This is a genomic window from Kocuria tytonis (genome assembly GCF_003226895.2).
Taxonomy (GTDB): Bacteria; Actinomycetota; Actinomycetes; order Actinomycetales; family Micrococcaceae; genus Kocuria; species Kocuria tytonis.
In genome coordinates this window covers 1-22,018 of the sequence record NZ_PNJG02000005.1, presented here as the reverse complement: position 1 = coordinate 22,018, position 22,018 = coordinate 1, and the positions used below count along the sequence as shown (strand labels likewise).

The 22,018-nt window shown below is 71.7% G+C and carries 18 protein-coding genes; 16 read left to right on the top strand and 2 right to left on the bottom strand.

Features of this window, described 5'->3' with window-relative positions; genetic code table 11:
• Positions 1-18: 18 nt before the first annotated feature.
• Genes pheS through C1C97_RS11290 form a run of 3 tightly spaced genes read left to right on the top strand, consistent with a single transcriptional unit; the run spans position 19 to position 4,268 of the window.
• A complete protein-coding gene (gene pheS / locus C1C97_RS11300) occupies positions 19-1,077 on the top strand; it encodes a phenylalanine--tRNA ligase subunit alpha (RefSeq protein WP_110919662.1) in 1,059 nt (352 codons plus the stop codon).
• 3 nt (positions 1,078-1,080) lie between these two features.
• Entirely contained in the window at positions 1,081-3,633 is a 2,553-nt protein-coding gene (pheT, locus tag C1C97_RS11295) for a phenylalanine--tRNA ligase subunit beta (protein ID WP_121031929.1), read from the top strand.
• 26 nt (positions 3,634-3,659) lie between these two features.
• Positions 3,660-4,268, top strand: coding sequence for a hypothetical protein (locus tag C1C97_RS11290; protein ID WP_121031927.1), 609 nt, complete (start codon positions 3,660-3,662; stop codon positions 4,266-4,268).
• 46 nt (positions 4,269-4,314) lie between these two features.
• On the opposite strand, the gene C1C97_RS11285 is transcribed toward C1C97_RS11290, so the two are convergent.
• Positions 4,315-5,292, bottom strand: coding sequence for a quinone oxidoreductase family protein (locus C1C97_RS11285; RefSeq protein ID WP_121031925.1), 978 nt, complete (start codon positions 5,290-5,292; stop codon positions 4,315-4,317).
• 158 nt (positions 5,293-5,450) lie between these two features.
• Between C1C97_RS11285 and argC the strand changes: the two genes are divergently transcribed.
• The 6 genes from argC to C1C97_RS11255 all read left to right on the top strand — a co-directional run bounded on the left by argC (position 5,451) and on the right by C1C97_RS11255 (position 11,545).
• The gene (gene argC / locus C1C97_RS11280) at positions 5,451-6,500 is read left to right on the top strand and encodes an N-acetyl-gamma-glutamyl-phosphate reductase (RefSeq protein WP_121031923.1); all 1,050 of its coding nucleotides are present in this window, start codon (positions 5,451-5,453) and stop codon (positions 6,498-6,500) included.
• 132 nt (positions 6,501-6,632) lie between these two features.
• Positions 6,633-7,838 carry a bifunctional glutamate N-acetyltransferase/amino-acid acetyltransferase ArgJ gene (argJ, locus tag C1C97_RS11275; RefSeq protein ID WP_110920012.1) on the top strand — a complete coding sequence of 402 codons (1,206 nt, stop codon included), beginning with the start codon at positions 6,633-6,635 and terminating at the stop codon, positions 7,836-7,838.
• A gap of 10 nt (positions 7,839-7,848) precedes the next feature.
• The gene (gene argB / locus C1C97_RS11270) at positions 7,849-8,799 is read left to right on the top strand and encodes an acetylglutamate kinase (RefSeq protein ID WP_110920011.1); all 951 of its coding nucleotides are present in this window, start codon (positions 7,849-7,851) and stop codon (positions 8,797-8,799) included.
• On the top strand, positions 8,796-10,031 hold the full coding sequence (locus C1C97_RS11265) for an acetylornithine transaminase (RefSeq protein WP_110920010.1): 1,236 nt from the start codon (positions 8,796-8,798) through the stop codon (positions 10,029-10,031). The genes argB and C1C97_RS11265 overlap by 4 nt, the downstream gene beginning before the upstream one ends.
• Before the next feature lie 51 nt (positions 10,032-10,082).
• Positions 10,083-11,054 (top strand): ornithine carbamoyltransferase, encoded by a 972-nt coding sequence (gene argF / locus C1C97_RS11260; RefSeq protein WP_121031921.1) that lies wholly within the window; start codon positions 10,083-10,085, stop codon positions 11,052-11,054.
• Positions 11,051-11,545: an arginine repressor gene (locus tag C1C97_RS11255; RefSeq protein ID WP_121031920.1), complete on the top strand. Its 495-nt coding sequence runs from the start codon at positions 11,051-11,053 to the stop codon at positions 11,543-11,545. Before argF ends, C1C97_RS11255 begins: the two co-directional genes overlap by 4 nt.
• 22 nt (positions 11,546-11,567) lie before the next feature.
• On the opposite strand, the gene C1C97_RS11250 is transcribed toward C1C97_RS11255, so the two are convergent.
• A complete protein-coding gene (locus C1C97_RS11250; protein WP_110920007.1) occupies positions 11,568-11,999 on the bottom strand; it encodes an ankyrin repeat domain-containing protein in 432 nt (143 codons plus the stop codon).
• Between the two features lie 204 nt (positions 12,000-12,203).
• On the opposite strand from C1C97_RS11250, the gene C1C97_RS11245 reads away from it, so the two are divergent.
• From C1C97_RS11245 to tyrS, 7 genes are all read left to right on the top strand, one after another.
• Complete coding sequence (locus C1C97_RS11245; RefSeq protein WP_110920006.1) at positions 12,204-13,718, top strand: long-chain-fatty-acid--CoA ligase; 1,515 nt, start codon at positions 12,204-12,206, stop codon at positions 13,716-13,718.
• Between the two features lie 88 nt (positions 13,719-13,806).
• Positions 13,807-15,012, top strand: a complete 1,206-nt coding sequence (locus C1C97_RS11240) for an argininosuccinate synthase (protein WP_110920005.1) — start codon at positions 13,807-13,809, stop codon at positions 15,010-15,012.
• Positions 15,013-15,190: 178 nt separating this feature from the next.
• Positions 15,191-16,636 (top strand): argininosuccinate lyase, encoded by a 1,446-nt coding sequence (gene argH / locus C1C97_RS11235; RefSeq protein ID WP_121031918.1) that lies wholly within the window; start codon positions 15,191-15,193, stop codon positions 16,634-16,636.
• A complete protein-coding gene (locus tag C1C97_RS11230; RefSeq protein ID WP_121031916.1) occupies positions 16,633-17,343 on the top strand; it encodes a DNA-3-methyladenine glycosylase in 711 nt (236 codons plus the stop codon). Before argH ends, C1C97_RS11230 begins: the two co-directional genes overlap by 4 nt.
• Positions 17,344-17,387: 44 nt before the next feature.
• Entirely contained in the window at positions 17,388-17,915 is a 528-nt protein-coding gene (locus tag C1C97_RS11225; RefSeq protein ID WP_110920002.1) for an adenine phosphoribosyltransferase, read from the top strand.
• Between the two features lie 70 nt (positions 17,916-17,985).
• Positions 17,986-20,298, top strand: coding sequence for a HelD family protein (locus C1C97_RS11220; RefSeq protein WP_121031914.1), 2,313 nt, complete (start codon positions 17,986-17,988; stop codon positions 20,296-20,298).
• A gap of 5 nt (positions 20,299-20,303) precedes the next feature.
• Complete coding sequence (gene tyrS / locus C1C97_RS11215; protein WP_121031912.1) at positions 20,304-21,614, top strand: tyrosine--tRNA ligase; 1,311 nt, start codon at positions 20,304-20,306, stop codon at positions 21,612-21,614.
• The last annotated feature ends 404 nt before the right edge of the window (positions 21,615-22,018 follow it).

The following is a 22,018-nucleotide window of genomic DNA, read 5'->3' as shown; positions in this document are numbered from 1 at the left end:
GCAGGAACGCGAGAAACCATGTCCGAGACCACACCGTCCGCCGCGGTGGACCCCGCCGACGAGGCTGCGGTCAGCGCCGCCGTCGACGCGGCACTGAGCGCCGTCCAGGCCGCCACCGACCTGGCCGAGCTGAAAACCGTCCGCCTCGCGCACACCGGGGAGAAGTCCCCCCTCGCGCTCGCGAACCGCGCCATCGGCGGGTTGGACAAGACCGCCAAGGCCACCGCGGGCAAGCTCGTGGGGCAGGCGCGCGGACGCGTGAACAAGGCCGTCGCCGCACGCACCACCGAGCTCGAGGAGGAGCGCGACGCCCGGATCCTCGTGGAGGAGGCAGTGGACGTCACGGCGGCCACGCGGCGTCGTCGGCTGGGCGGGCGCCACCCGCTGAACACCCTGATGGACCGCATCGGGGACATCTTCGTGGGCATGGGCTGGGAGGTCGCCGAGGGCCCCGAGCTCGAGCACGAGTGGTTCAACTTCGACTCCCTGAACTTCAAGCCGGACCACCCGGCCCGCCAGCTGCAGGACACGTTCTTCGTGGACCCGCCGTCCTCGCACCTGGTGCTGCGCACCCACACCTCGCCCGTGCAGATGCGCTCGCTGCTGGAGCGGGAGCTGCCCGTGTACGTGGTGTGCCCGGGCAAGACGTACCGAACGGACGAGCTGGATGCCACACACACCCCTGTGTTCCACCAGGTGGAGGGCATCGCGGTGGACGAGGGGCTGTCCATGGCGGACCTCAAGGGCACGCTCACGCACTTCGCGCGCACCATGTTCGGCCCCGAGGCCGCCATCCGGCTGCGCCCCAACTACTTCCCGTTCACGGAGCCGTCCGCCGAGCTGGACGTGTGGCACCCCACGGCCAAGGGCGGGCCCCGGTGGATCGAGTGGGGCGGCTGCGGGATGATGCACCCCAACGTCCTGCGGGCCGCGGGCATCGACCCCGAGCGCTACTCCGGTTTCGCGTTCGGCATGGGCATCGAGCGGACCCTGATGTTCCGCAACAACGTCCCGGACATGCGCGACATGATCGAGGGCGACGTCCGCTTCAGCGAGCACTTCGGGATGGAGATCTAGAGCATGCGTATTCCCCTGTCATGGCTGCGCGAGTACGCGCCCGTTCCCGAGGACGCTACCGCCGAGGACGTCCTGGCCACCCTGGTCCGGGTCGGTCTCGAGGAGGAGGGCGTCCACCGTCCCACCGACTCCCTGTCCGGGCCTATCGTGGTGGGCCAGGTGCTCACCATGGAGCCCGAGACCCACTCCAACGGCAAGACCGTGAACTGGTGCTCCGTGCGCGTGGTCCCCGAGGGGCAGGAGCAGACGCTCACGGGACCGGGCATCGACCCCTCCGGCGTGCAGGGCATCATCTGCGGTGCCCACAACTTCTCGGTGGGGGACAAGGTGGTGGTCACCCTGCCGGGCGCCGTGCTGCCCGGTGACTTCCGGATCTCGGCACGCAAGACCTACGGACACACCTCGGCCGGCATGATCGCCTCGGTGCGCGAGCTCGGCATTGGCGAGGACCACGACGGCATCCTCGTGCTCTCGCGGCTCGGGCTGGATCCGGAGATCGGCTCCGACGCCATGGCGCTGCTGGGACTGTACGACTCCGCAGCGGAGGTCAACGTGACCCCGGACCGCGGCTACGCCTTCTCGCTGCGCGGCATCGCCCGCGAATACTGCCACGCGGTGCGCGCCCCCTTCACGGATCCCGTGGCGGAACTGGCGCCCACCGTGCCCGCGGCCACCGGGGACGGCTTCCCGGTCAGGATCGACGACGCCGCTCCCATCCGCGGCCGCGCCGGCAGCAACCGGTTCGCGGTGCGCGTGGTGGAGGGCGTGGACCCGTCCCGACCCACCCCGCCGTGGCTGGCGTCCCGGCTGCGGCTGGCGGGCATCCGCTCCGTGAGCCTGCCCGTGGACATCTCCAACTACGTGATGCTCGAGTACGGCCAACCCATCCACACCTACGACGCGGACACCCTGCGGGGTGGGATCACCGTGCGGCGTGCGAACGCGGGCGAGACGCTCACCACGCTGGACGGCAGGGACCGCACGCTGGACGCCGAGGACCTCGTGATCGCGGACGAGTCCGGCGCCGTCGGGCTCGCGGGCGTCATGGGAGGCGCCGCCACCGAGGTGGGGGAGTCCACCACGCGCATCCTCGTGGAGGCCGCACGCTTCGACGAGGTCTCGATCGCGCGCACCGCCCGGCGCCACAAGCTGCCGTCGGAGGCGTCCAAGCGCTACGAGCGCGGCGTGGACCCGCAGCTCGCACCGGTCGCCGCGCAGCGCGTGGTGGACCTGCTCGTTGCGCTGGCCGGGGGCACGGACACCGGTCGGGTCACGGACGTGGACCACACGGACCGTCCCGCGGCGATCGACCTGCCCGCCGGGTACCCCACCGCCCGCGTGGGCGTGGACTACTCCCCGGAGGCCGTGGAGCGCGCGCTGACGGCGATCGGCGCCGAGGTCTCGGAGACCGTCGACGGGTGGACGGTCGTCCCCCCGTCGTGGCGCCCGGACCTGCTGGACAAGGAGGACCTCGTCGAGGAGATCGCCCGCCTGGACGGCTACGACAGGATCCCGGACCGGCTGCCCGTGGCCCCGCCCGGACGCGGTTTCACGCGCTCGCAGACCGCCCGGCGCCGCGTGGCCGACACCCTGGCGTCCGCGGGGCTCACCGAGGTGCTGAGCTACCCGTTCGTGTCCCAGGCGGACAACGACCTCTGGGGCAGTGCGGACGGCTCGCACGTGCCCTCCGTCAAGCTGGCCAACCCCATCAGCGAGGCGCAGCCCATGCTGCGGGTCAGCATCCTCCCGGGTCTGCTGGAGGTGCTCAGGCGAAACCACTCGCGCGGCTTCCGTGACCTCGTGCTGTACGAGATCGGCCACGTGTTCCTGGCCGAGGGCTACACCGCGGACACCCGGCCGATCCCCCCGTTGGGCGTGCGTCCCACGGCACCGGAGCTCGAGCGGCTCGACGCCGCCGTGCCCCGCCAGCCGCGCAAGCTCGCCGCGGTGCTCACGGGGCGCGACGCCGCCGCGGGTCCGTGGGTGGCACCGCGCGAGCACGACTGGCAGGACGCCCTGGACGTCGCGGTGCTCGCGGCGAGCAGCGTGGGAGTGGAGCTGACGGTCGTGCAGGGCCGCCACGGCGCGTTCCACCCGGGTCGCACCGCGGAGGTTCGCACGCCGGACGGGACCGCGATCGGCGTCGCCGGGGAGCTGCACCCCAAGCTCGTGGCGGCCCAGGGACTGCCGGAGCGCACGTGCGCCGTGGAGATCGACCTCTCGGCGCTGCTGGACCACGAGCCCGCAGCGGTGACCGCGCAGCCGATCTCGGGCTACCCGCCCGCCACACAGGACGTGGCGCTGGTGGTGGACCGGGATGTGCCCGCCGCCCGGCTGCTGGACACGGTGCGCCGCGGAGCCGGTGAGCTGCTCGAGGCCGCGGAGGTCTTCGACGTGTACACGGGCACGGGCATCCCCGAGGGCAAGAAGTCCGTGGCCGTGGCCCTGCGCTTCCGCGCCGAGGACCGCACGCTCACCGCGGACGAGGCCTCGCAGGCGCGGCAGAACGCCGTGGCGGCAGCGCACCGGGAGCACGGCGCCGAGATCCGCAGCTAGAACCCGACCCCTCGTCAAGGAGCACCGTGAGCAACGACCCCCGGGAACTGATCGACTTCCACGAGCAGCAGGAGGACCGCCCGGCCGGTTCCCGGGGCTGGCTGATCGTGCTCATGGTGCTGCTGGGGGCGGTCCTCACGCTCGTGCTCGGTCTGCTGTCCGCGCTCGCGTTCGGCACGGCCGCGCACCTGCAGGACTGGGCGGGGGAGTCGATGGTGGTGTCCGGGAAGTACCAGACCCTCACCAAGGACCTGGTCACCCAGGACTACAACGGCATCTACGCCGGGGTCATGCCCCGCAACCACCTGGTGGCCGAGCACCCGTTCGACAACCGGCTCAACGATCCCGTGAAGAAGGCCGAGGGCGATCAGATCACGTTCCGCGGCACGCAGACCGGGGCCCAGGACGGCGACTTCCCGCACGAGGTGGACGCCCTGGTGGCCGTGCAGGACGGGAAGCTGACGGTCGTGGAGACCGACGTGCCCGGCAGCTACGGCGCGGAGGGAGTCACCGATTCCACGGTGACCGGCCAGCGCACCAAGGCCGTGGCCCTGGGGGTGGGCGCGCTGGCCTGCATCGCCCTCACCGCATGGGGTGTGCGCCGGGTGCACCGCGGGGTGCGCGCGGGCGTCTGACCCCGCGCACACCGTTTCCCCGGGGCCCAGAAGCGACCCGGGGGAGTCACTGCACGAGCAGCAGCTTCCCCTGGGTGCTGCGGGACTCGAGATCGCGGTGCGCCGCGGCGGCGTCGTCGAGGGGATAGGTGCCGCCCACCCGCACCGTGAGGTCCCCGGCGGCCACGGCGTCGGTCAGCTCCGTCCAGCGCCACGAGCGCTCGCGGGCATCGCGCACGTAGTGCGCGAGGGACGGCCGGGTGACGTAGAGCGAGCCGGCGCCGTTGAGGCGCTGCAGGTCGAACAGGGGGACCTGCCCGGACGCGCCGCCGAAGAGCACGGTGGTGCCGCGGACGCGGGTGGCCCGCAGGGACTCGTCGAAGGTGGCCCGGCCCACGGAGTCGTAGACCACGTCCGCACCGGCGCCGCCCGTGAGCTCGCGGACCCGCTCGGCGAAGTCCTCGTAGGGCAGCACGTGGTCCGCACCCAGCTCACGCGCGGTCTCCGCCTTCTCCGGAGTGGAGGTCAGGGCAATCACCGTGGCGCCGATGCGCTTCATGAGCTGGACGGCCAGCCCGCCCACGCCACCGGAGGCCGCGGTGACCACGGCCGTGTGGTGCGGCGCGAGCTCGAACGTGGAGCGCACCAGGTAGTGCGCCGTGAGCCCCTGCAGGGGAAGTGCGGCCGCCGTGTGGGCGGACATCCCCGCGGGAACGGGCAGGGCCCTGGCGGCTTCCACCGTGAAGAATTGGGCGTAGGTGCGCGCGGCCTCCGCGGTGGCCACGCGCTGCCCCACGGACACCTCGGTGACCTCCGATCCCACGGCCACGACCTCGCCGCAGCCCTCGGCACCGGGGGTGAACGGGAAGGACACCGGGTACACGCCCGAGCGCTGGTACGTCTCGATGAAGTTGACCCCGGTGGCCTCCGCTCGTACGAGCACCTCACGGGCCCCGGGCTCGGGAACGGACAGGTCTCGGACGCGCAGCGCCTCGGGTCCGCCCGCCTGCTCGACGACGACCGCCTGCATCGTGTTGTGGGTCATGGCTGCTGCTCCTTGCTCGTGTGCGACGGCGTGGGCGTCGCCCTCCCGGCCAGTCTCACGCGCCGGGGGCGGGCGCGGCAAGGCGGGGGAGCCCGCCCCCGGACCGCTGCATGAATAAATATTGAGTGGTATGCATATCCATGCGCTATGCTGGTGGCATGACCTACACCGCCGCCGTTTCAGGAGCCACCGGATACGCGGGTGGCGAGGTGCTGCGCCTGCTGTGCGGGCACCCGGAGATCGAGATCGCCACGGTGACCGCGCACTCCTCCGCCGGGCAGCGCCTGGGAGCGCTGCAGCCGCACCTGCACGAGCTCGCGGGCCGGGAGGTCGTGGACACCACTGCGGAGAACCTCGCGGGGCACGACGTCGTGTTCCTGGCCCTGCCCCACGGGCAGTCCGCGGGTGTGGCCGCCCAGCTGCCCCCGGAGACCGTGGTGGTCGACGCCGGCGCGGACCACCGCCTCGAGTCCGCCCGCGCGTGGGAGGCGTTCTACGGCTCCGAGCACGCGGGTGCCTGGCCGTACGGGCTGCCCGAGCTGATCGTGGACCCGAGCGGGCGCACGCAGCGCGAAACCCTGCCGGGTGCCACCCGGATCGCGGTACCGGGGTGCTATCCCACGGGTTCGCTGCTGGCGCTGGCCCCCGCGCTCGCGGCCGGTCTCGTGGAACCGCGGGACATCGTGATCGTCTCGGCCTCCGGGACCTCCGGTGCGGGCAAGGCCGTGAAACCGCACCTGCTCGGCGCGGAGACAATGGGGTCCATGTCCCCCTACGGCGTGGGCGGCGGGCACCGGCACACCCCTGAGATCGAACAGGGCCTGGCGTGGGCGGGGGGCCGGGACGTGTCCCTCTCCTTCACACCCACGCTGGCACCCATGCCGCGGGGCATCCTCACCACGGCCACCGCCGTGCTGCGTCCCGGCGTGGACGAGCGGCGGGTCCGGGAGGCGTACCACGCGGCCTACGGTGACGAACCCTTCGTGCACCTGCTCCCCGAGGGGCAGTGGCCCACCACCCAGTCCGTGCTGGGCTCGAACCACGCCGCCCTGCAGCTCGCGGTGGACCCGCACGCGGGGCGGCTGGTGGTGAGCTCGGTGATCGACAACCTCACCAAGGGCACCGCCGGGGGCGCGGTGCAGTCCCTCAACCTGGCCCTGGGTCTGCCGGAGACCATGGGACTGGGCGGCCAGGGCATCGCCCCGTGAGCCGGCGCGCAGCGGCCCCCGCACCCGGCCCGGACGACGTCCCGCGGGGCGCCGGACCCCCAGCGCGCAGAGCACCGAGACCCTCCGGCTGACCCGCCCCGCCCACCACTCGACCCAGGAGAACGGACACAGATGACCTCCCACGACCCCGTCCCCGAGATCCCCGTGACCACCGCCGCCGGGGTGTGCGCCGCCGCGGGCTTCACCGCCGCCGGCGTGGAGGCGGGGTTCAAGAAGTCCGGCGGCGCTGACCTCGCCCTGGTGGTCAACACCGGGCCGGAGTTCGCCGCCGCCGCCCAGTTCACCTCCAACCGCGTGGCCGCCGCCCCCGTGCACTGGTCCCGCGAGGTGGTCCGGCAGGGCACCGCCCGGGCCGTGGTCCTCAACTCGGGCGGCGCCAACGCGTGCACGGGCCCGGAGGGCTTCCAGAACGCCCACGCCACCGCGGAGCTCGTGGCGCAGGGTCTGGACATCGGAGCCGGGGACGTGCTCGTGTGCTCCACGGGACTGATCGGGGAGCAGCTGCCCATGGACGTGGTGCGCCGCGGCGTGCCGGACGCGGTGGCGGCGCTCGCCGGGGGACAGGCGGCAGGACGCGCCGCGGCCGAGGCGATCATGACCACGGACACGGTGCCCAAGCAGGCGTGCGTCCGTGCCGGCGGCTGGAGCGTGGGCGGCATGGCCAAGGGTGCGGGGATGCTCGCCCCGGGGCTCGCCACGATGCTCGTGGTGCTCACCACGGACGCCGTGCTGGCTCCGGACGCGCTCGACGCCGCTCTGCGGGAGGCCTGCCGCGTGACCTTCAACCGCACGGACTCGGACGGCTGCATGTCCACCAACGACACCGTGGTGCTGATGTCCTCCGGTGCCTCGGGACGGACACCCGGGCAGGGGGAGTTCACCCGCGCCCTGACCGCGGTGTGCCACAGCCTCGCGCAGCAGCTGATCACGGACGCGGAGGGTGCCTCCCACGACATCGCGATCACCACGGTGGGCGCGGCCACGGAGACCGAGGCGGAGGACGTCTCCCGCACCGTCGCCCGCTCCAACCTGCTCAAGACCGCGGTGTTCGGCAACGACCCCAACTGGGGCCGCGTGCTCTCCGCGGTGGGCACCACGCAGGCCCGGTTCGACCCGGACCGGATCGACGTCACCATCAACGGCGTCACCGTGTGCCGCAACGGCTGCATCGGGGACCCGCGCGAGAACGTGGACCTCGCGGCGTCGCGCGCGGTGGACATCGAGATCGACCTGAAGACCGGCGAGCAGCGGGCCACCGTGTGGACCAACGACCTCACCCACGACTACGTCGAGGAGAACAGCGCCTACTCGAGCTAGCGCGCCCACCATGACACGACTCAGCGACAGCACCCGGTACCAGACCGCCCGCTCCAAGGCGGAGACCCTGATGGAGGCCCTGCCCTGGATCCAGCGCTACGCGGGCTCCACCATGGTCTTCAAGTACGGCGGCAACGCCATGATCAACGACCGGCTGCGCCGTGCGTTCGCGGAGGACATCGTGTTCCTGCGCCACGTGGGCATCCGCCCGGTGGTGGTCCACGGCGGCGGCCCGCAGATCAGCACGATGCTCGACTCCCTGGGCATCCACTCCGAGTTCCGGGACGGGCTGCGCGTCACCTCGGAGGAGGCCATGAGCGTGATCCGCATGGTGCTCACGGGCCAGGTGGGCCGCGAGCTCGTGGGTCTGATCAACGCCCACGGCCCCTACGCGGTGGGGATGTCCGGGGAGGACGCGGGGCTGCTGCAGGCGCGGCGCGTGCGCACGGGCTCCGACGGCGCCCCGCTGGACCTCGGCCTCGTGGGCACGGTCACGCGGGTCAACACGCTCGCGGTGGAGCAGCTGCTGGACATCGGCAAGATTCCCGTCATCGCGTCGATCGCGCCCGAGCTCGCGGACACGGACGACGCCGCCGCGGGCCTCGGCGCGCTCACGGGTCAGGTCCTCAACGTCAACGCGGACACGGCCGCCGCGGAGGTCGCGGTGGCCCTGGGCGCGGAGAAGTTCGTGGCACTCACGGACGTCGAGGGGCTCTACGCGGACTGGCCGGACCGCTCCTCCCTGATCTCCTCGCTCTGCGCGACGGAGCTGCGGGAGATGCTGCCCTCCCTGGAGTCGGGGATGATCCCCAAGATGCGGGCCGCCCTGCGCGCCGTGGAGGGCGGGGTGCCGCGCGCGAGCATCGTGGACGGGCGCTGCGAGCACTCGTCCCTGCTGGAGATCTTCACGGACACCGGCATCGGAACAGAGGTCACACCGGACGGAGACGATCAGACATGAGCCACACCGCAGAACTGCTGGACGACTACAGGAACAACCTCCTGGGGGTGTTCGGGGACCCCGCCCTCGTGCTCGTCTCGGGGCAGGGGTGCCACGTCACGGACGCGGATGGCACCCGCTACCTGGACCTGCTCGCGGGCATCGCGGTCAACGCACTGGGCTACGCGCACCCGGCGTGGGTGGAGGCGGTGGCCGAGCAGGCGGGAACGCTCGCGCACATCTCCAACCTGTTCACCTCCCCGCAGAGCATCGCGCTGGCGCACAGGATGCTGGCGGTCACGGGCGCGCCCGAGGGCTCCCACGTCTTCTTCGCGAACTCCGGCTCGGAGGCGAACGAGGCCGCCTTCAAGCTCGCCCGCCGTCACGGCCGTGCCCACCCCGATGCGCAGGGCCGCCCGCGGGAGCGGGTGCTCGCCCTGGAGCACGCGTTCCACGGCCGCACCATGGGCTCGCTCGCGCTCACCGCCAAGGAGGCCTACCGGGCCCCGTTCGAGCCGCTGCCCGGCGGCGTCACGCACCTCCCGGCCACCGTGGGGGCTCTCGAGACGGAGCTGGACGACACCGTCTCCGCGGTCGTCGTGGAGCCGGTGCAGGGAGAGGCCGGGGTCCGGGGCCTGCCGGAGGGTTTCCTCGCCCGCGCCCGGGAACTCACCAGGGAGTGCGGCGCGCTGCTGGTCGTGGACGAGGTGCAGTCCGGCATGGGGCGCACCGGTGCGTGGCTCGCGAGCACGGCCCAGCTGCCCGCCGGCGAGTTCCCGGACGCGGTGACGTTCGCCAAGGGGCTCGGCGGCGGCTTCCCGATCGGGGCCATGCTCACCGCGGGCCCGGAGGTCTCCGGGCTGCTCGGCACGGGCCAGCACGGGACCACGTTCGGCGGCAACCCGCTGGCCGCGGCCGCGGGTCTCGCCACCGTGACGACCATCGAGAACGAGAACCTGCTCGCGAACGCGCGCACCGTGGGCGAGCACCTCGCCGCCCGGCTGCGCACGGCCCCGGGCGTCGTCGAGGTGCGTCAGCACGGCTTGCTCCTCGGCATGGACCTCGCCCAGCAGGATCCCGACGACGCCGTGGCCCAGCGGCTCGTCGCCGCCGCCCGGTCCGCCGGGTTCATCATCAACGCCACGGGCCCGGCCACGGTGCGGCTGGCACCGCCGCTGGTCATCACCACAGCGGAGGTCGACACGTTCGCGGACGCGCTGCCCGGCCTGCTGTCCCGGGTCCGCCGCGCCTGAAACCCCGGTCCCGCACCGGGACCCCGTCCCGCACCCGAAGGAGAACCCCTCGTGCCGCGTCACTTCCTGGTCGACACCGACCTCACCCCCGAGGAGCAGGCGAGCGTCCTGGACCTCGCCGCCGCCCTGAAGGCGGACCGCTTCTCCCGTCGCCCGCTCGCGGGTCCCCAGACCGTGGGCGTGCTCTTCGACAAGACCTCCACCCGCACCCGCGTCTCGTTCGCGACCGGTGTGAGCGATCTGGGCGGCACCCCGCTGATCATCAACCCCGGCGAGTCGCAGCTGGGGCACAAGGAGACCGTGGCGGACAGCGCACGCGTGTTCTCCCGCATGCTCGCGGCAGTGGTGTGGCGCACCTACGCACAGTCCGGGCTGGTGGAGATGGCACGGTACAGCGACGTCCCCGTGGTCAACGCGCTGTCCGACGACTACCACCCGTGCCAGATCCTCGCGGACCTGCTGACCCTGCGCGAACACGTCGGGGAGGTCTCCGGGCGCACGCTCGTGTACCTCGGGGACGCCGCCAACAACATGGCGAACTCCTACCTGCTCGGCTGCGCGACCGCCGGGATGCACGTGCGGATCGCCGGCCCCGAGGGGTACCTGCCGCGCGCGGACGTCGTGGCCGCCGCGCGCGAGCGCGCCGGGAGCACGGGCGGGTCGGTGCTGGTCACCACGGACGCGCGCGAGGCGCTCGCGGGCGCGGACGCCGTCGTCACAGACACCTGGGTGTCCATGGGGCAGGAGAGCGAGAAGGCCGAGCGCACGGAGATCTTCCGGCCGTACGCCGTGACCTCCGAGGCCATGGCACTCGCCGCGGACGACGCCGTGTTCCTGCACTGCCTCCCGGCCCACCGCGGTCTGGAGGTCGCCGCGGAGGTCATCGACGGACCGGCGTCGCTCGTGTGGGACGAGGCCGAGAACCGGCTGCACGTCCAGAAGGCGCTGCTGACCTTCCTGCTGGACTCCTCGGGGCTGTCCGCGGACCTCCCGGCGGCCCTGCGGCGGGAGGGGACCCGATGAGCATCCCCACAACCAAGACGGCGCGGCAGGCACGCATCCTGGACCTCGTGACCGGCGGGGACGTCCACTCCCAGGCGGAGCTCGCGGAGCTGCTCGCCGCGGACGGCATCCAGGTCACCCAGGCCACGCTGTCCCGGGACCTCGTGGAGCTCGAGGCGGTCCGGGTGCGCTCCGCGAACGGCGGGATGGTCTACGCGATGCCCCGTGCCGGCGTGGACAGGTCCCCGGCCAGCGGCATCACCCGCGAGAGCACGGAGGCCCGGCTGGGGGCGCTGTGCCGGGAACTGCTCGTGACCGCCGAGGGCAGCGCGAACCTGGTGATCCTGCGGACACCGCCGGGTGCGGCGCAGTACTTCGCCTCGGCGATCGACCACTCCGTCACGCCGGAGATCCTCGGCAGCATCGCCGGGGACGACACCATCATGGTGGTCAGCCGCGATCCGCAGGGCGGCGAGGCCCTGGCCCGGAAATTCCTGGACCTGGCGCGCTGAGCGGCCAGGGCGATGCCGGGCCTCAGGCGCCGGGCCGCTCGAACTCCTCGAGCAGCGGAAGCAGGTGCTGCTGCCCGAAGACGCGCGCGACCTCCTGCGCGTGCTGGTGGCCCGTGGCCTGGCCGGCACCGGCCTCGAGCAGCGCGCGGGTGATCGCCTCGTTGCCCCGGAACACACCGCACACCAGGGCGGTGAAGCCCATGTCGCTCACGCGCTCGGTGTCCGCGCCGTGCGCGAGCAGCATGGCCACGGTCTCCTCACGCTCCTGGTACGCGGCCAGGTTCAGCAGGGTGTCGCCCTTGTCGTTGGTGAGGTTGACGGGGACCCCGGCCGCGACGGCGGACGCGAGCAGCTGCGTGTCGCCGTTGCGCGCGGCGTCGAACAGGGAGGCCACGTAGGCGAGCTCCTCGTCGGTGAACTGGGGGGTCTGGGATTCGTGGTGCGGGTTGGTCACGGGACATCCTTCGGCACGGGTGGCCCACCCCTCGGTGGGCCGGCTGCTGGGTGTTCGGGCGGCGCTCGTCACGCTCCGGGGGCGACGACGGGCCGGTCCCGTCCAGTGTCCCACGACGGGTGCGCGCTCACGGCGAGGTTTGACTCGGATACCCGATACGGGCAGTATCATGTGTTAGAACTCACACCTGATCCTGGAGGATCCATGACCAATCTGGCCACACTGCTCACCACCTCGGCCACCCAGTACGGGTCCGCACCCGCGGTCATCCTCGATGACCTGCACATGACCTACGGGCAGCTGGACGACCTCTCCGCGCGAGGTGCCGCCCTGCTCAAGTCGAACGGCATCCGCCCGGGGGACCGGGTGGCGCTCGTGCTGCCCAACGTGCCCCACATGGCCGTCCTCTACTACGCGATCCTGCGCGCCGGCGGCATCGTGGTGCCGCTGAACCCGCTGCTGACCCCGCGGGAGCTCAGCTACCACTTCCAGGACTCCGGGGCCACGTTCGTGCTGGCCTGGGAGGACATGGCCGAGGCGAGCCAGAAGGCCGCCGAGGAGGTCGAGGGTCTGCGCGTCCTGCCCATCAGTGCTCGCGGGACCGTGGGCCACCTGCAGTCCGTGGAGCCGGACACCGAGGTGGTGGCGCGCGAGGACTCCGACACCGCCGTGCTGCTCTACACCTCCGGCACCACCGGCCGCCCCAAGGGCGCCGAGCTGACCCACAGCAACCTGCGCACGAACGCCGAGGTCTCCGGCGAGCTGTTCGACCTGCACCACGGGGACGTGATGTTCGGGGGGCTCCCGTTCTTCCACGTCTTCGGCCAGACCGTGGCGCTCAACGGTGTGATCCACAGCGGTGCGGCCGTGACGCTGCTGCCGCGCTTCCACCCGGCCAAGGCGCTCGAGATCCTGCGCCGGGACCGGGTCACGATCTTCGCCGGGGTGCCCACCATGTACGTGGCACTGCTGCACCAGGCGGGTCAGGATGCCCGGGTCGTCGAGGGGATCGACCTGCGCGCGGGTGTCTCCGGCGGTTCCTCGATGCCCGTGGAGGTCATGACCAAGTTCGAGAAGGTCTTCGGCACCACGGTGTTCGAGGGCTACGGCCTGTCCGAGACCTCCCCGGTGGTGTGCTTCAACCAGCCGGGCGACGTCCGCAAGCCGGGGTCGATCGGCACCGCGGTGCGCGGGGCGCAGCTGCGCGTGGTGGACGGGGACGACAACGAGGTCCCCACCAACGAGGTGGGGGAGCTCGTGGTGCGCGGCCAGTACATCATGAAGGGCTACTGGAACAAGCCCGATGCCACCGAGCAGGCCATGCGCGGCGGCTGGTTCCACACGGGTGACATGGCCCGCGAGGACGAGGACGGCGCGTTCTTCATCGTGGACCGCAAGAAGGACATGATCCTGCGCGGGGGCTACAATGTATACCCCCGCGAGATCGAGGAGGTCATCTACCAGTTCCCAGGGGTGGTCGAGGCCGCCGTGGTGGGCGTCCCGAGCGAGAAGCACGGCGAGGAGGTGGGCGCCGTGGTGGTGTTCGAGTCCGGTGTCCTGGAGTCCAAGGACCGCGAGGCGCTCACGCAGGAGCTGGATGCGTTCGTGCAGGAGCGGGTGGCGAAGTACAAGTACCCCCGCATCTACCGCCTCACGGACGAGCTGCCCAAGGGGCCCACGGGCAAGATCCTCAAGCGCGAACTCACGCTCGATGCATAAATACTGATTGGCGTGTATAGTCATGCATGAGATGCGGGCACGACCCGTGCGATCAGTGTTGTCGTAGAGCAGTGTGAGGAGAACCCCCGTGAGCGATCGGGTTGTATTGGCCTACTCGGGCGGACTGGACACGTCCGTGGCCATCGGATGGATCGGTGAGGCCACCGGCGCCGAGGTCATCGCGGTGGCGGTGGACGTGGGACAGGGCGGTGAGGACCTCGAGACGATCCGTCGCCGCGCCCTGGACTGCGGCGCCGTGGAGGCGTACGTCGCGGACGCCCGCGACGAGTTCGCGAGCGAGTACTGCATGCCGGCGCTGAAGGCCAACGGCCTGTACATGGACTCCTACCCGCTGGTCTCCGCGGTGTCCCGCCCGGTGATCGTCAAGCACCTGGTCGCGGCCGCCCAGCAGTTCGGCGCCACCACGGTGGCGCACGGCTGCACGGGCAAGGGCAACGACCAGGTCCGCTTCGAGGTGGGCATCCAGACGCTCGGGCCGCACCTCAAGTGCATCGCCCCGGTGCGGGACCTCGCGCTGACCCGTGAGAAGGCCATCTCCTACGCGGAGAAGAACGACCTCCCCATCGCCACCACCAAGAAGAACCCGTTCTCGATCGACCAGAACGTGTGGGGTCGTGCCGTGGAGACCGGCTTCCTGGAGGACATCTGGAACGGTCCCACCAAGGACGTGTACGACTACACGGACGATCCCACCTTCCCGCCCGGCGCGGACGAGGTGGTCATCACGTTCGAGAAGGGCGCGCCGGTGGCGCTCGACGGCAAGCCCGTCTCCCCGCTGCAGGCCATCCAGGAGATGAACCGGCGCGCCGGTGCGCAGGGCGTCGGCCGGATCGACATCGTGGAGGACCGCCTCGTGGGCATCAAGTCCCGCGAGATCTACGAGGCCCCCGGTGCCATGGCGCTGATCGCCGCGCACCGGGAGCTCGAGAACGTGACGGTCGAGCGCGAGCAGGCCCGCTTCAAGAAGACCGTGGGTCAGCGCTGGACCGAGCTCGTGTACGACGGCCAGTGGTTCTCCCCGCTGAAGAAGTCCCTGGACGTCTTCATCGAGGACACGCAGAAGTACGTCAACGGCGACATCCGCATGGAGCTGCACGGGGGCCGCGCCACCGTGACCGGGCGGCGCTCGGACACCGGGCTGTACGACTTCAACCTGGCCACCTACGACGAGGGCGACTCCTTCGACCAGTCCAATGCCCGTGGCTTCATCGAGCTTTTCGGCATGTCCTCCAAGGTCGCGTCCCGCCGCGAGCAGGGACTCGCCGGGAACTGATCCCCAGGGCCGCAGGGCACTGCGGCCAACCCGCCACCACGGCGGACCGTGACGGCCGGGCACCTGGACTGGAGCCCGGCCGTTCACCACGCCGGGCGGCGTCGTCCCCGGGCCCCACAGGGCCCGCGCGCGAACGACCCGCCCACGCACCACCTAGCACACGTCAGCGAGGAGCACCATGGCCCAGCACGAGCAGCACGGAACCAACGAGGGCGCCCTGTGGGGTGGCCGCTTCGCCGGGGGACCGGCGGACGCGCTCGCCGAGCTGAGCCGCTCCACCCAGTTCGACTGGCGTTTGGCGCCGTACGACATCGCGGGCTCCCGCGCCCACGCGAGGGTGCTGCACACCGCGGGGCTGCTGGACGCGGACGAGCTGACCGCGATGATCGACGCCCTGGACCGGCTCGAGGCGGACGTGCGCAGCGGCGCGTACGCCCCCGCGCCGTCGGACGAGGACGTCCACGGCTGCCTCGAGCGCGGGCTCATCGAGCGCGCCGGTGCCCGGCTGGGCGGCAAGCTGCGCGCCGGGCGCTCCCGCAACGACCAGATCGCCACGCTCGGGCGGATGTACCTGCGGGACCACGCCTCGATCGTCGCCCGCAACCTGCTGGACGTGGTGCGCGCTTTGATCGCCCAGGCGCGGCGTCACCCGAACGCGCCCATGCCGGGGCGCACCCACCTGCAGCACGCCCAGCCCGTGCTGCTGTCCCACCACCTGCTGGCCCACGCGTGGGCGGTGCTGCGGGACGTGCAGCGGCTCGTGGACTGGGACCGCCGCGCGGCCGTCTCGCCCTACGGCTCCGGAGCGCTCGCGGGCTCCTCGCTGGGCCTGGACCCGAACGCGGTCGCCTCCGAACTGGGATTCGACTCCGCGGTGTACAACTCGATCGACGGCACCGCCTCGCGGGACGTCTACGCCGAGTTCGCGTGGGTGTGCGCCATGGCCGCGGTGGACGTCTCCCGCATGAGCGAGGAGGTCACCACGTGGGCCACCAAGGAGTTCTCGTTCGTCACGCTGGACGACGCCTTCTCCACGGGCTCCTCGATCATGCCCCAGAAGAAGAACCCGGACGTCGCCGAGCTGGCGCGCGGCAAGGCCGGTCGGCTGATCGGGGACCTCACGGGTCTGCTGGCCGCGCTCAAGGGCCTGCCGCTCGCCTACAACCGCGACCTGCAGGAGGACAAGGAGCCGGTCTTCGACGCGATCGACCAGCTCGAGGTGCTGCTGCCCGCGGTCGCCGGGATGATGGCTACTCTCGAGTTCCACACGGAGCGCCTGGCCGAGCTCGCTCCGCAGGGTTTCGCGCTCGCCACGGACGTGGCCGAGTGGCTCGTGCGCCAGGGGGTCCCGTTCCGTGAGGCCCACGAGATCTCGGGTGCGGCCGTGCGGTTCTGCGAGGAGCACGGCAGCGAGCTGTGGGACCTCACGGACGAGCAGTTCGCCGCGATCTCCGAAAACCTCACCCCCGGGGTCCGGGAGGTCCTCACGGTCCAGGGTTCGCTGGCCTCCCGCAGCTCCCAGGGCGGCACCGCCCCGGATGCCGTGGCCCGGCAGCTCGCGGAACTCGAGCGGCAGCTCGCGCAGCTCTCCGCCTTCGAGACCCGCGAACCCGTCGTCTCGTGACCGCACCGCTGCGCGAACTGCTGCTGGCACCCGCGCCCGACGTCGCCCCCCGCCTCCTGGGCTCGGTGCTCGTGTGCGCCCGACCGGGCGGCACCGTGGCCCTGCGCCTCACGGAGCTCGAGGCCTACGGGGGTCAGCGCGGTTCCGACCTGCCGGACCCCGGGGCCCACACCTACCGGGGACGCACCGCCCGCAACGCGTCCATGTTCGGCCCTCCGGGCCACATCTACGTCTACTTCACGTACGGGCTGCACCACGCCGTGAACTTCGTGTGCCGCCCCGAGGGCACGGGCGGGGGGATCCTGATCCGCTCGGGTGAAGTGGTCCTGGGTGCGGACGCGGCCCTGCGGCGTCGGCTCGCGAACCGCAGCTCGCAACCCGCGGCGGCGGCGCTCGCGCGCGGACCGGGCAACGTGGCGCAGGCCCTGGGACTGGACCGGGACGAGGACGGCGCCGACCTCCTCGACCTCGGCCGCGCGGTCGATCCCGCGGCCCGGGCGCGGGAGGCGCTCGCTGAGGGGACCGGTGACGCGTGGACGGGACTCGTCCGCCCCGAGCAGGCCCCGGGCGGCGTCGTGGTGACCGCCCGGACGGGCGTCTCCGGGGAGGGCGGCACGAACGCGTTCCCGTGGCGCTTCGCACTGGCGTCGGATCCCACGGTCTCCCCCTACCGCAGGGCCACGGTGAAGAAGCGCCGGACGCGGTAGCGCGCACGCGGGAAGCGCCCGCGCCCGGCGGATACCATGAGCGGGTGAGTGAATCCGTTGAACAGATGATCGACCGGTTGTGCGCCAAGATCCCGGACCACCCGGAACCGGGGGTGCTCTTCCGCGACCTCACACCGCTGTTCGCGGACGGTCCCGGGTTCCACCGCACCGTGGACGCACTCGCGGACGCCTTCTCGGGCCAGTACGACTGCGTGGCCGGCGTGGAGGCCCGCGGCTTCATGATCGCTGCGGCCGTGGCCTACGCCTCCGGCGCGGGCATCATTCCCGTGCGCAAGGCCGGCAAGCTGCCCCGCGAGACCATCTCCCAGTCCTACAACCTGGAGTACGGCACGGGCACCCTGGAGATCCACACCGACGACGCCCCGCGGGGCTCGCGGGTGCTGGTGCTCGACGACGTCCTGGCCACCGGGGGCACGCTGGGTGCCGCGGCGTCCCTGCTCACCCGCGGCGGCTACAACGTGGCCGGTTTCGGCGTGATCATGGAGCTCACGGCACTGCGCGGTCGCGCGCAGCTCGGCGGGCACCGCGTGCGCGCCCTGCTGCGCGTGTGAGCGGCGTCCCCGGTCCGCGCGCGCGGTAGGATTGTCGATCGCCGGTTGCGCAACCGGCTTCGTCGGCAGTGTGCGTGAGGTGAAGTGCGTGGAGGAGTCCGCATCCGTGGGAGAGGCCCGGCAGCTGGATCTGGAGCAGCAGTACGTCTCCCGGGCGTACCACCGGCTGGACGAGCTGCGGGCATCCAGTGACCGGGAGCTGCGCAGGGTCCGGACCACCCAGTTCGGGGGAGGTCACCAGGCCCGCTCCGAACGGGACGCCTTCGCCACCTACTACGAGGACCGGCTGGCGCAACTGAACTCGGTGGACGAACGGCTCGTTTTCGGCCGCCTGGACACCACGGACGGGGACCGGCACTACGTGGGGCGCCTGGGGCTGGCCACCGAGGACCACGAGCGTCTCGTCCTGGACTGGCGCGCCCGCGAGGCCGGCGCGTTCTACCAGGCCACCGCGGCGAGCCCCATGGATCTGGTGCGCCGCCGCCACCTCATCATGGACAGCCGCGACGTCACGGCCCTCGAGGACGACGTCTTCGACCCGTCGGGCGTCGCGGACACCGACGTGGTGCACGGCGAGGGGGCCCTGATCGCCGCCCTGAACTCGGAGCGCACGGGCCGCATGACGGACATCGTGGCCACCATCCAGGCTGAACAGGACCGGATCATCCGGGCGCCGCTGTCGGGTGTGCGCGTGGTCCAGGGCGGGCCCGGCACCGGCAAGACCGCCGTGGCCCTGCACCGCGCGGCGTTCCTGCTGTACGAGCACCGCGAACGGCTGGCCAAGTCCGGTGTGCTGATCGTGGGCCCGTCCGCCTCCTTCCTCTGGTACATCGAACGCGTCCTGCCGGCCCTGGGGGAGACCGGCGTGGTGATGTCCTCGCTCGCGGACCTGTACCCGGGTGTCCACGGCACGGTGGAGACCGATCCGTGGGTGGCGCGCTGGAAGTCCGGGCTGCACATGGTGGATGTCATCGCCCGCGCGGTCGCGGACCGTCAGAAGGTGCCCGAGAAGGGTCAGTGGCTCGATGTGGACGGTCACCGCGTGAAGCTCTCGCGCTCGCTGGTCAGCCGGGCCCGGGAGCGGGCGCGCGCCACGGGCAAGCCGCACAACGAGGCGCGCGAGACCTTCGTGAAGGTCGTCGTCAAGGAGCTCGCGCAGACACTGGGGGAGGAGCTCAACGAGAAGTCCGGCTCCAGCATGGACCGCTCGTACCTCAGGGAGGATCTGCGGCAGTCCCGGGAGGTCCGTGTGGCGCTCAACCTGCTGTGGCTGCCGCTGACGCCCCAGCAGCTCGTGTCCCAGCTGTTCGCCAAGGAGCACTACCTGCGCTCGGCCGCCCCGGACCTCACGGACGAGCAGGTCTCCCGACTGCTGCGGCCCGCGGATGCGCCCCTCACGGTCGCGGACGTCGCCCTGCTGGACGAGGCCGCGGAGTTGCTCGGTGACTTCGAGTCCGCGGGCATCAAGGTGCGCGGTGACCGCTCCCTCGAGGATCGCAAGGCCCAGGAGTCGGCGCAGAAGGCCCTGGAGGCCATGGCCGAGGGCTTCGAGGACATCGGTGCGCAGGGCGTGGTCACGGTGGAGCAGCTCACGGCGTTCAACGCCGAGGCGCCGCACCGTGTGACGGCGGCCGAGGCGGCGTCGTCCGACCGCACGTGGGCGTACGGGCACGTGGTGGTGGACGAGGCGCAGGAGCTCTCGCCCATGCAGTGGCGCGTGCTCATGCGCCGCTGCCCCCTGAAGTCCTTCACGGTGGTCGGAGACATCGCCCAGGCCGGCAGCGCCGCGGCGTCGGCCACGTGGCAGGAGGCGCTGGAACCGTTCGTCGGGGAGCGCTTCGCGCTCGAGGAGCTCACGGTCAACTACCGCACGCCCCAGCCGATCGCCGACGCCGCGGCACGGGTCGCGCGCGCGGCGGGCCTCACCGTGTCCGACCCCACGGCCGTGCGCGACGGCGAGCCGCCGGTGGTCGTGGAGGTGGCCTCCGGGGTGGGGCTCACCGACGCCGTGGTGGCGCGCGTGGGGGAGGAGCTCGAACGCCTCGCGGGTGGGCTCGTGGGAGTCGTGTGCCCGGGCGACCTGCTGGCATCCGTGGCACCGGCCCTGGACCGTGCGCACCCGGGCATGGTGGCCGCGGGCATGCGGAGCCTGGACCGGCGGATCATGATCCTCACGCCGTGGGACGCCAAGGGCCTGGAGTTCGACTCCGTGGTGGTCGTGGAACCCCGCAGGATCGCGGCGGATCCCGCCGGCGGACCGGGAAACCTCTACGTGGCCATGACCCGCCCCACCCAGCGGCTCTACCTCGTGGGAGCCCACGGCATGCCGGCCGGTCTCGACGCCGCCGCCGAGCAGCCCGGTGCACCCGGGCTGATAAGTTGATCCCCGTGGCAACCACCGATCTCAGCACGCAGCACAACGATCCCTCGTTCGCCTCCCTGTGGGAGGAGCTGACCTGGCGCGGCCTCGTCCAGGTGTCCACGGACCCCGAGGCCCTACGGGAGGCGCTGGACGGTGAGCCCATCACCTACTACTGCGGCTTCGATCCCACCGCGTCCTCCCTGCATCTGGGCCACCTGGTGCAGCTGCTGCTGCTGCGGCGGCTGCAGCTCGCGGGCCACCACCCCATTGGTCTGGTGGGTGGTTCCACCGGGCTGATCGGTGATCCCCGGCAGACCTCGGAGCGCGTGCTCAACTCCCGCGAGACCGTGGCGCAGTGGGTGGACCTGCTGCGTGAACAGGTCCAGCGGTTCCTCTCCTTCGACGGGGAGAACCCGGCGCGCATGGTGAACAACCTGGACTGGACGTCCAGGCTGTCGGCCATCGACTTCCTGCGGGACATCGGCAAGAACTTCCGCGTGGGCACCATGATCAAGAAGGAGATCGTGGCCAAGCGGCTGAACTCGGAGGAGGGCATCTCCTACACCGAGTTCAGCTACCAGATCCTGCAGGGGCTGGACTACCTGAACCTGTACCGGGAGTACGGCTGCACCCTGCAGACGGGTGGCTCGGACCAGTGGGGCAACCTGACCTCCGGCACGGACCTGGTGCGCAAGACCGAGGGCGCGGCGGTGCACGCCATCGGCACGCCGCTGATCACCAACTCGGACGGCACCAAGTTCGGCAAGTCCGAGGGCAATGCGATCTGGCTGAACCCGGAACTCACCTCGCCGTACGTCTTCTACCAGTTCTGGCTCAACACCGCGGACGCGGACGTGGTGGACCGACTCAAGGTGTTCACCTTCCGCACCAGGGAGGAGATCGCTGAGCTCGAACGGCTCACCCGCGAGCAGCCGCACCGCCGTGAGGCGCAGCGCGTGCTCGCGGCGGACGTCAACACCCTGGTGCACGGGGCCGAGTCCACCTGGCAGGCCGCCGACGCCTCCGCGGCCGTGTTCGGCAAGGGCTCCTTCGCGGACCTCGACGAAGCCACCCTGGCCGCGGTGGCGGATGCGCTGCCGGGCGTCACGGTGGACCGGGCGTCCGAGTACACCGTGGTGGACCTCCTGGTGGCCACGGGACTCTGCGACTCCAAGTCCGCCGCGCGCCGCACGCTCAAGGAGGGCGGGGTGTCCGTCAACGACAGCAAGCTCTCGGGGGAGGACACCGTGGTGGGTCCCGAGGCCCGGCTCCACGGCCGGTTCACCCTGCTGCGCCGGGGCAAGAAGAACCTCGCGGCGGTGACCTTCACCCGCTGACCAGTCGCAACACCTCCGTCGCGGGCCGGCGGGTACGGTACGGACCGGACAGCCTCGAGCCGGGATCAGCGTTTTGCGCGGGTCCCGGCTCGTGTGTATTGTGTTCCGAGTCGCCGCGGCAGGACGCCGAAGGGCAGCCCGACCGCGGTGGTGACCAGCAAAGATCAGCCCGAGTCGTTCGGACCTCGTTCATGCTACGGTTACCTGGTTCCCGCTGGAACGGATGATCGGCTTGCAGAGTCAAGTTGACACGCCGAACGAAGCGGAACTAAGCTGAAGAAGTTGCTCCACGGCAGGACCGAGAAGGTCTCCGGAGCGAGCGACACGAACTTCCGATCTGGGGCCCGGTGAGGGTTCTGATGTGGTGTGTTGTTTGTCAACTCAATAGTGTGTCTAGTTTGTTG

Excerpts from the sequence above, each read along its gene's own strand:
- argJ (WP_110920012.1), top strand. The coding sequence starts at position 6,633 with ATGACCTCCCACGACCCCGTCCCCGAGATCCCCGTGACCACCGCCGCC.
- argB (WP_110920011.1), top strand. The coding sequence starts at position 7,849 with ATGACACGACTCAGCGACAGCACCCGGTACCAGACCGCCCGCTCCAAG.
- C1C97_RS11255 (WP_121031920.1), top strand. The coding sequence starts at position 11,051 with ATGAGCATCCCCACAACCAAGACGGCGCGGCAGGCACGCATCCTGGAC.
- C1C97_RS11245 (WP_110920006.1), top strand. The coding sequence starts at position 12,204 with ATGACCAATCTGGCCACACTGCTCACCACCTCGGCCACCCAGTACGGG.
- argH (WP_121031918.1), top strand. The coding sequence starts at position 15,191 with ATGGCCCAGCACGAGCAGCACGGAACCAACGAGGGCGCCCTGTGGGGT.
- argC (WP_121031923.1), top strand. The coding sequence starts at position 5,451 with ATGACCTACACCGCCGCCGTTTCAGGAGCCACCGGATACGCGGGTGGC.
- C1C97_RS11265 (WP_110920010.1), top strand. The coding sequence starts at position 8,796 with ATGAGCCACACCGCAGAACTGCTGGACGACTACAGGAACAACCTCCTG.
- C1C97_RS11285 (WP_121031925.1), bottom strand. The coding sequence starts at position 5,292 with ATGACCCACAACACGATGCAGGCGGTCGTCGTCGAGCAGGCGGGCGGA.
- pheS (WP_110919662.1), top strand. The coding sequence starts at position 19 with ATGTCCGAGACCACACCGTCCGCCGCGGTGGACCCCGCCGACGAGGCT.
- pheT (WP_121031929.1), top strand. The coding sequence starts at position 1,081 with ATGCGTATTCCCCTGTCATGGCTGCGCGAGTACGCGCCCGTTCCCGAG.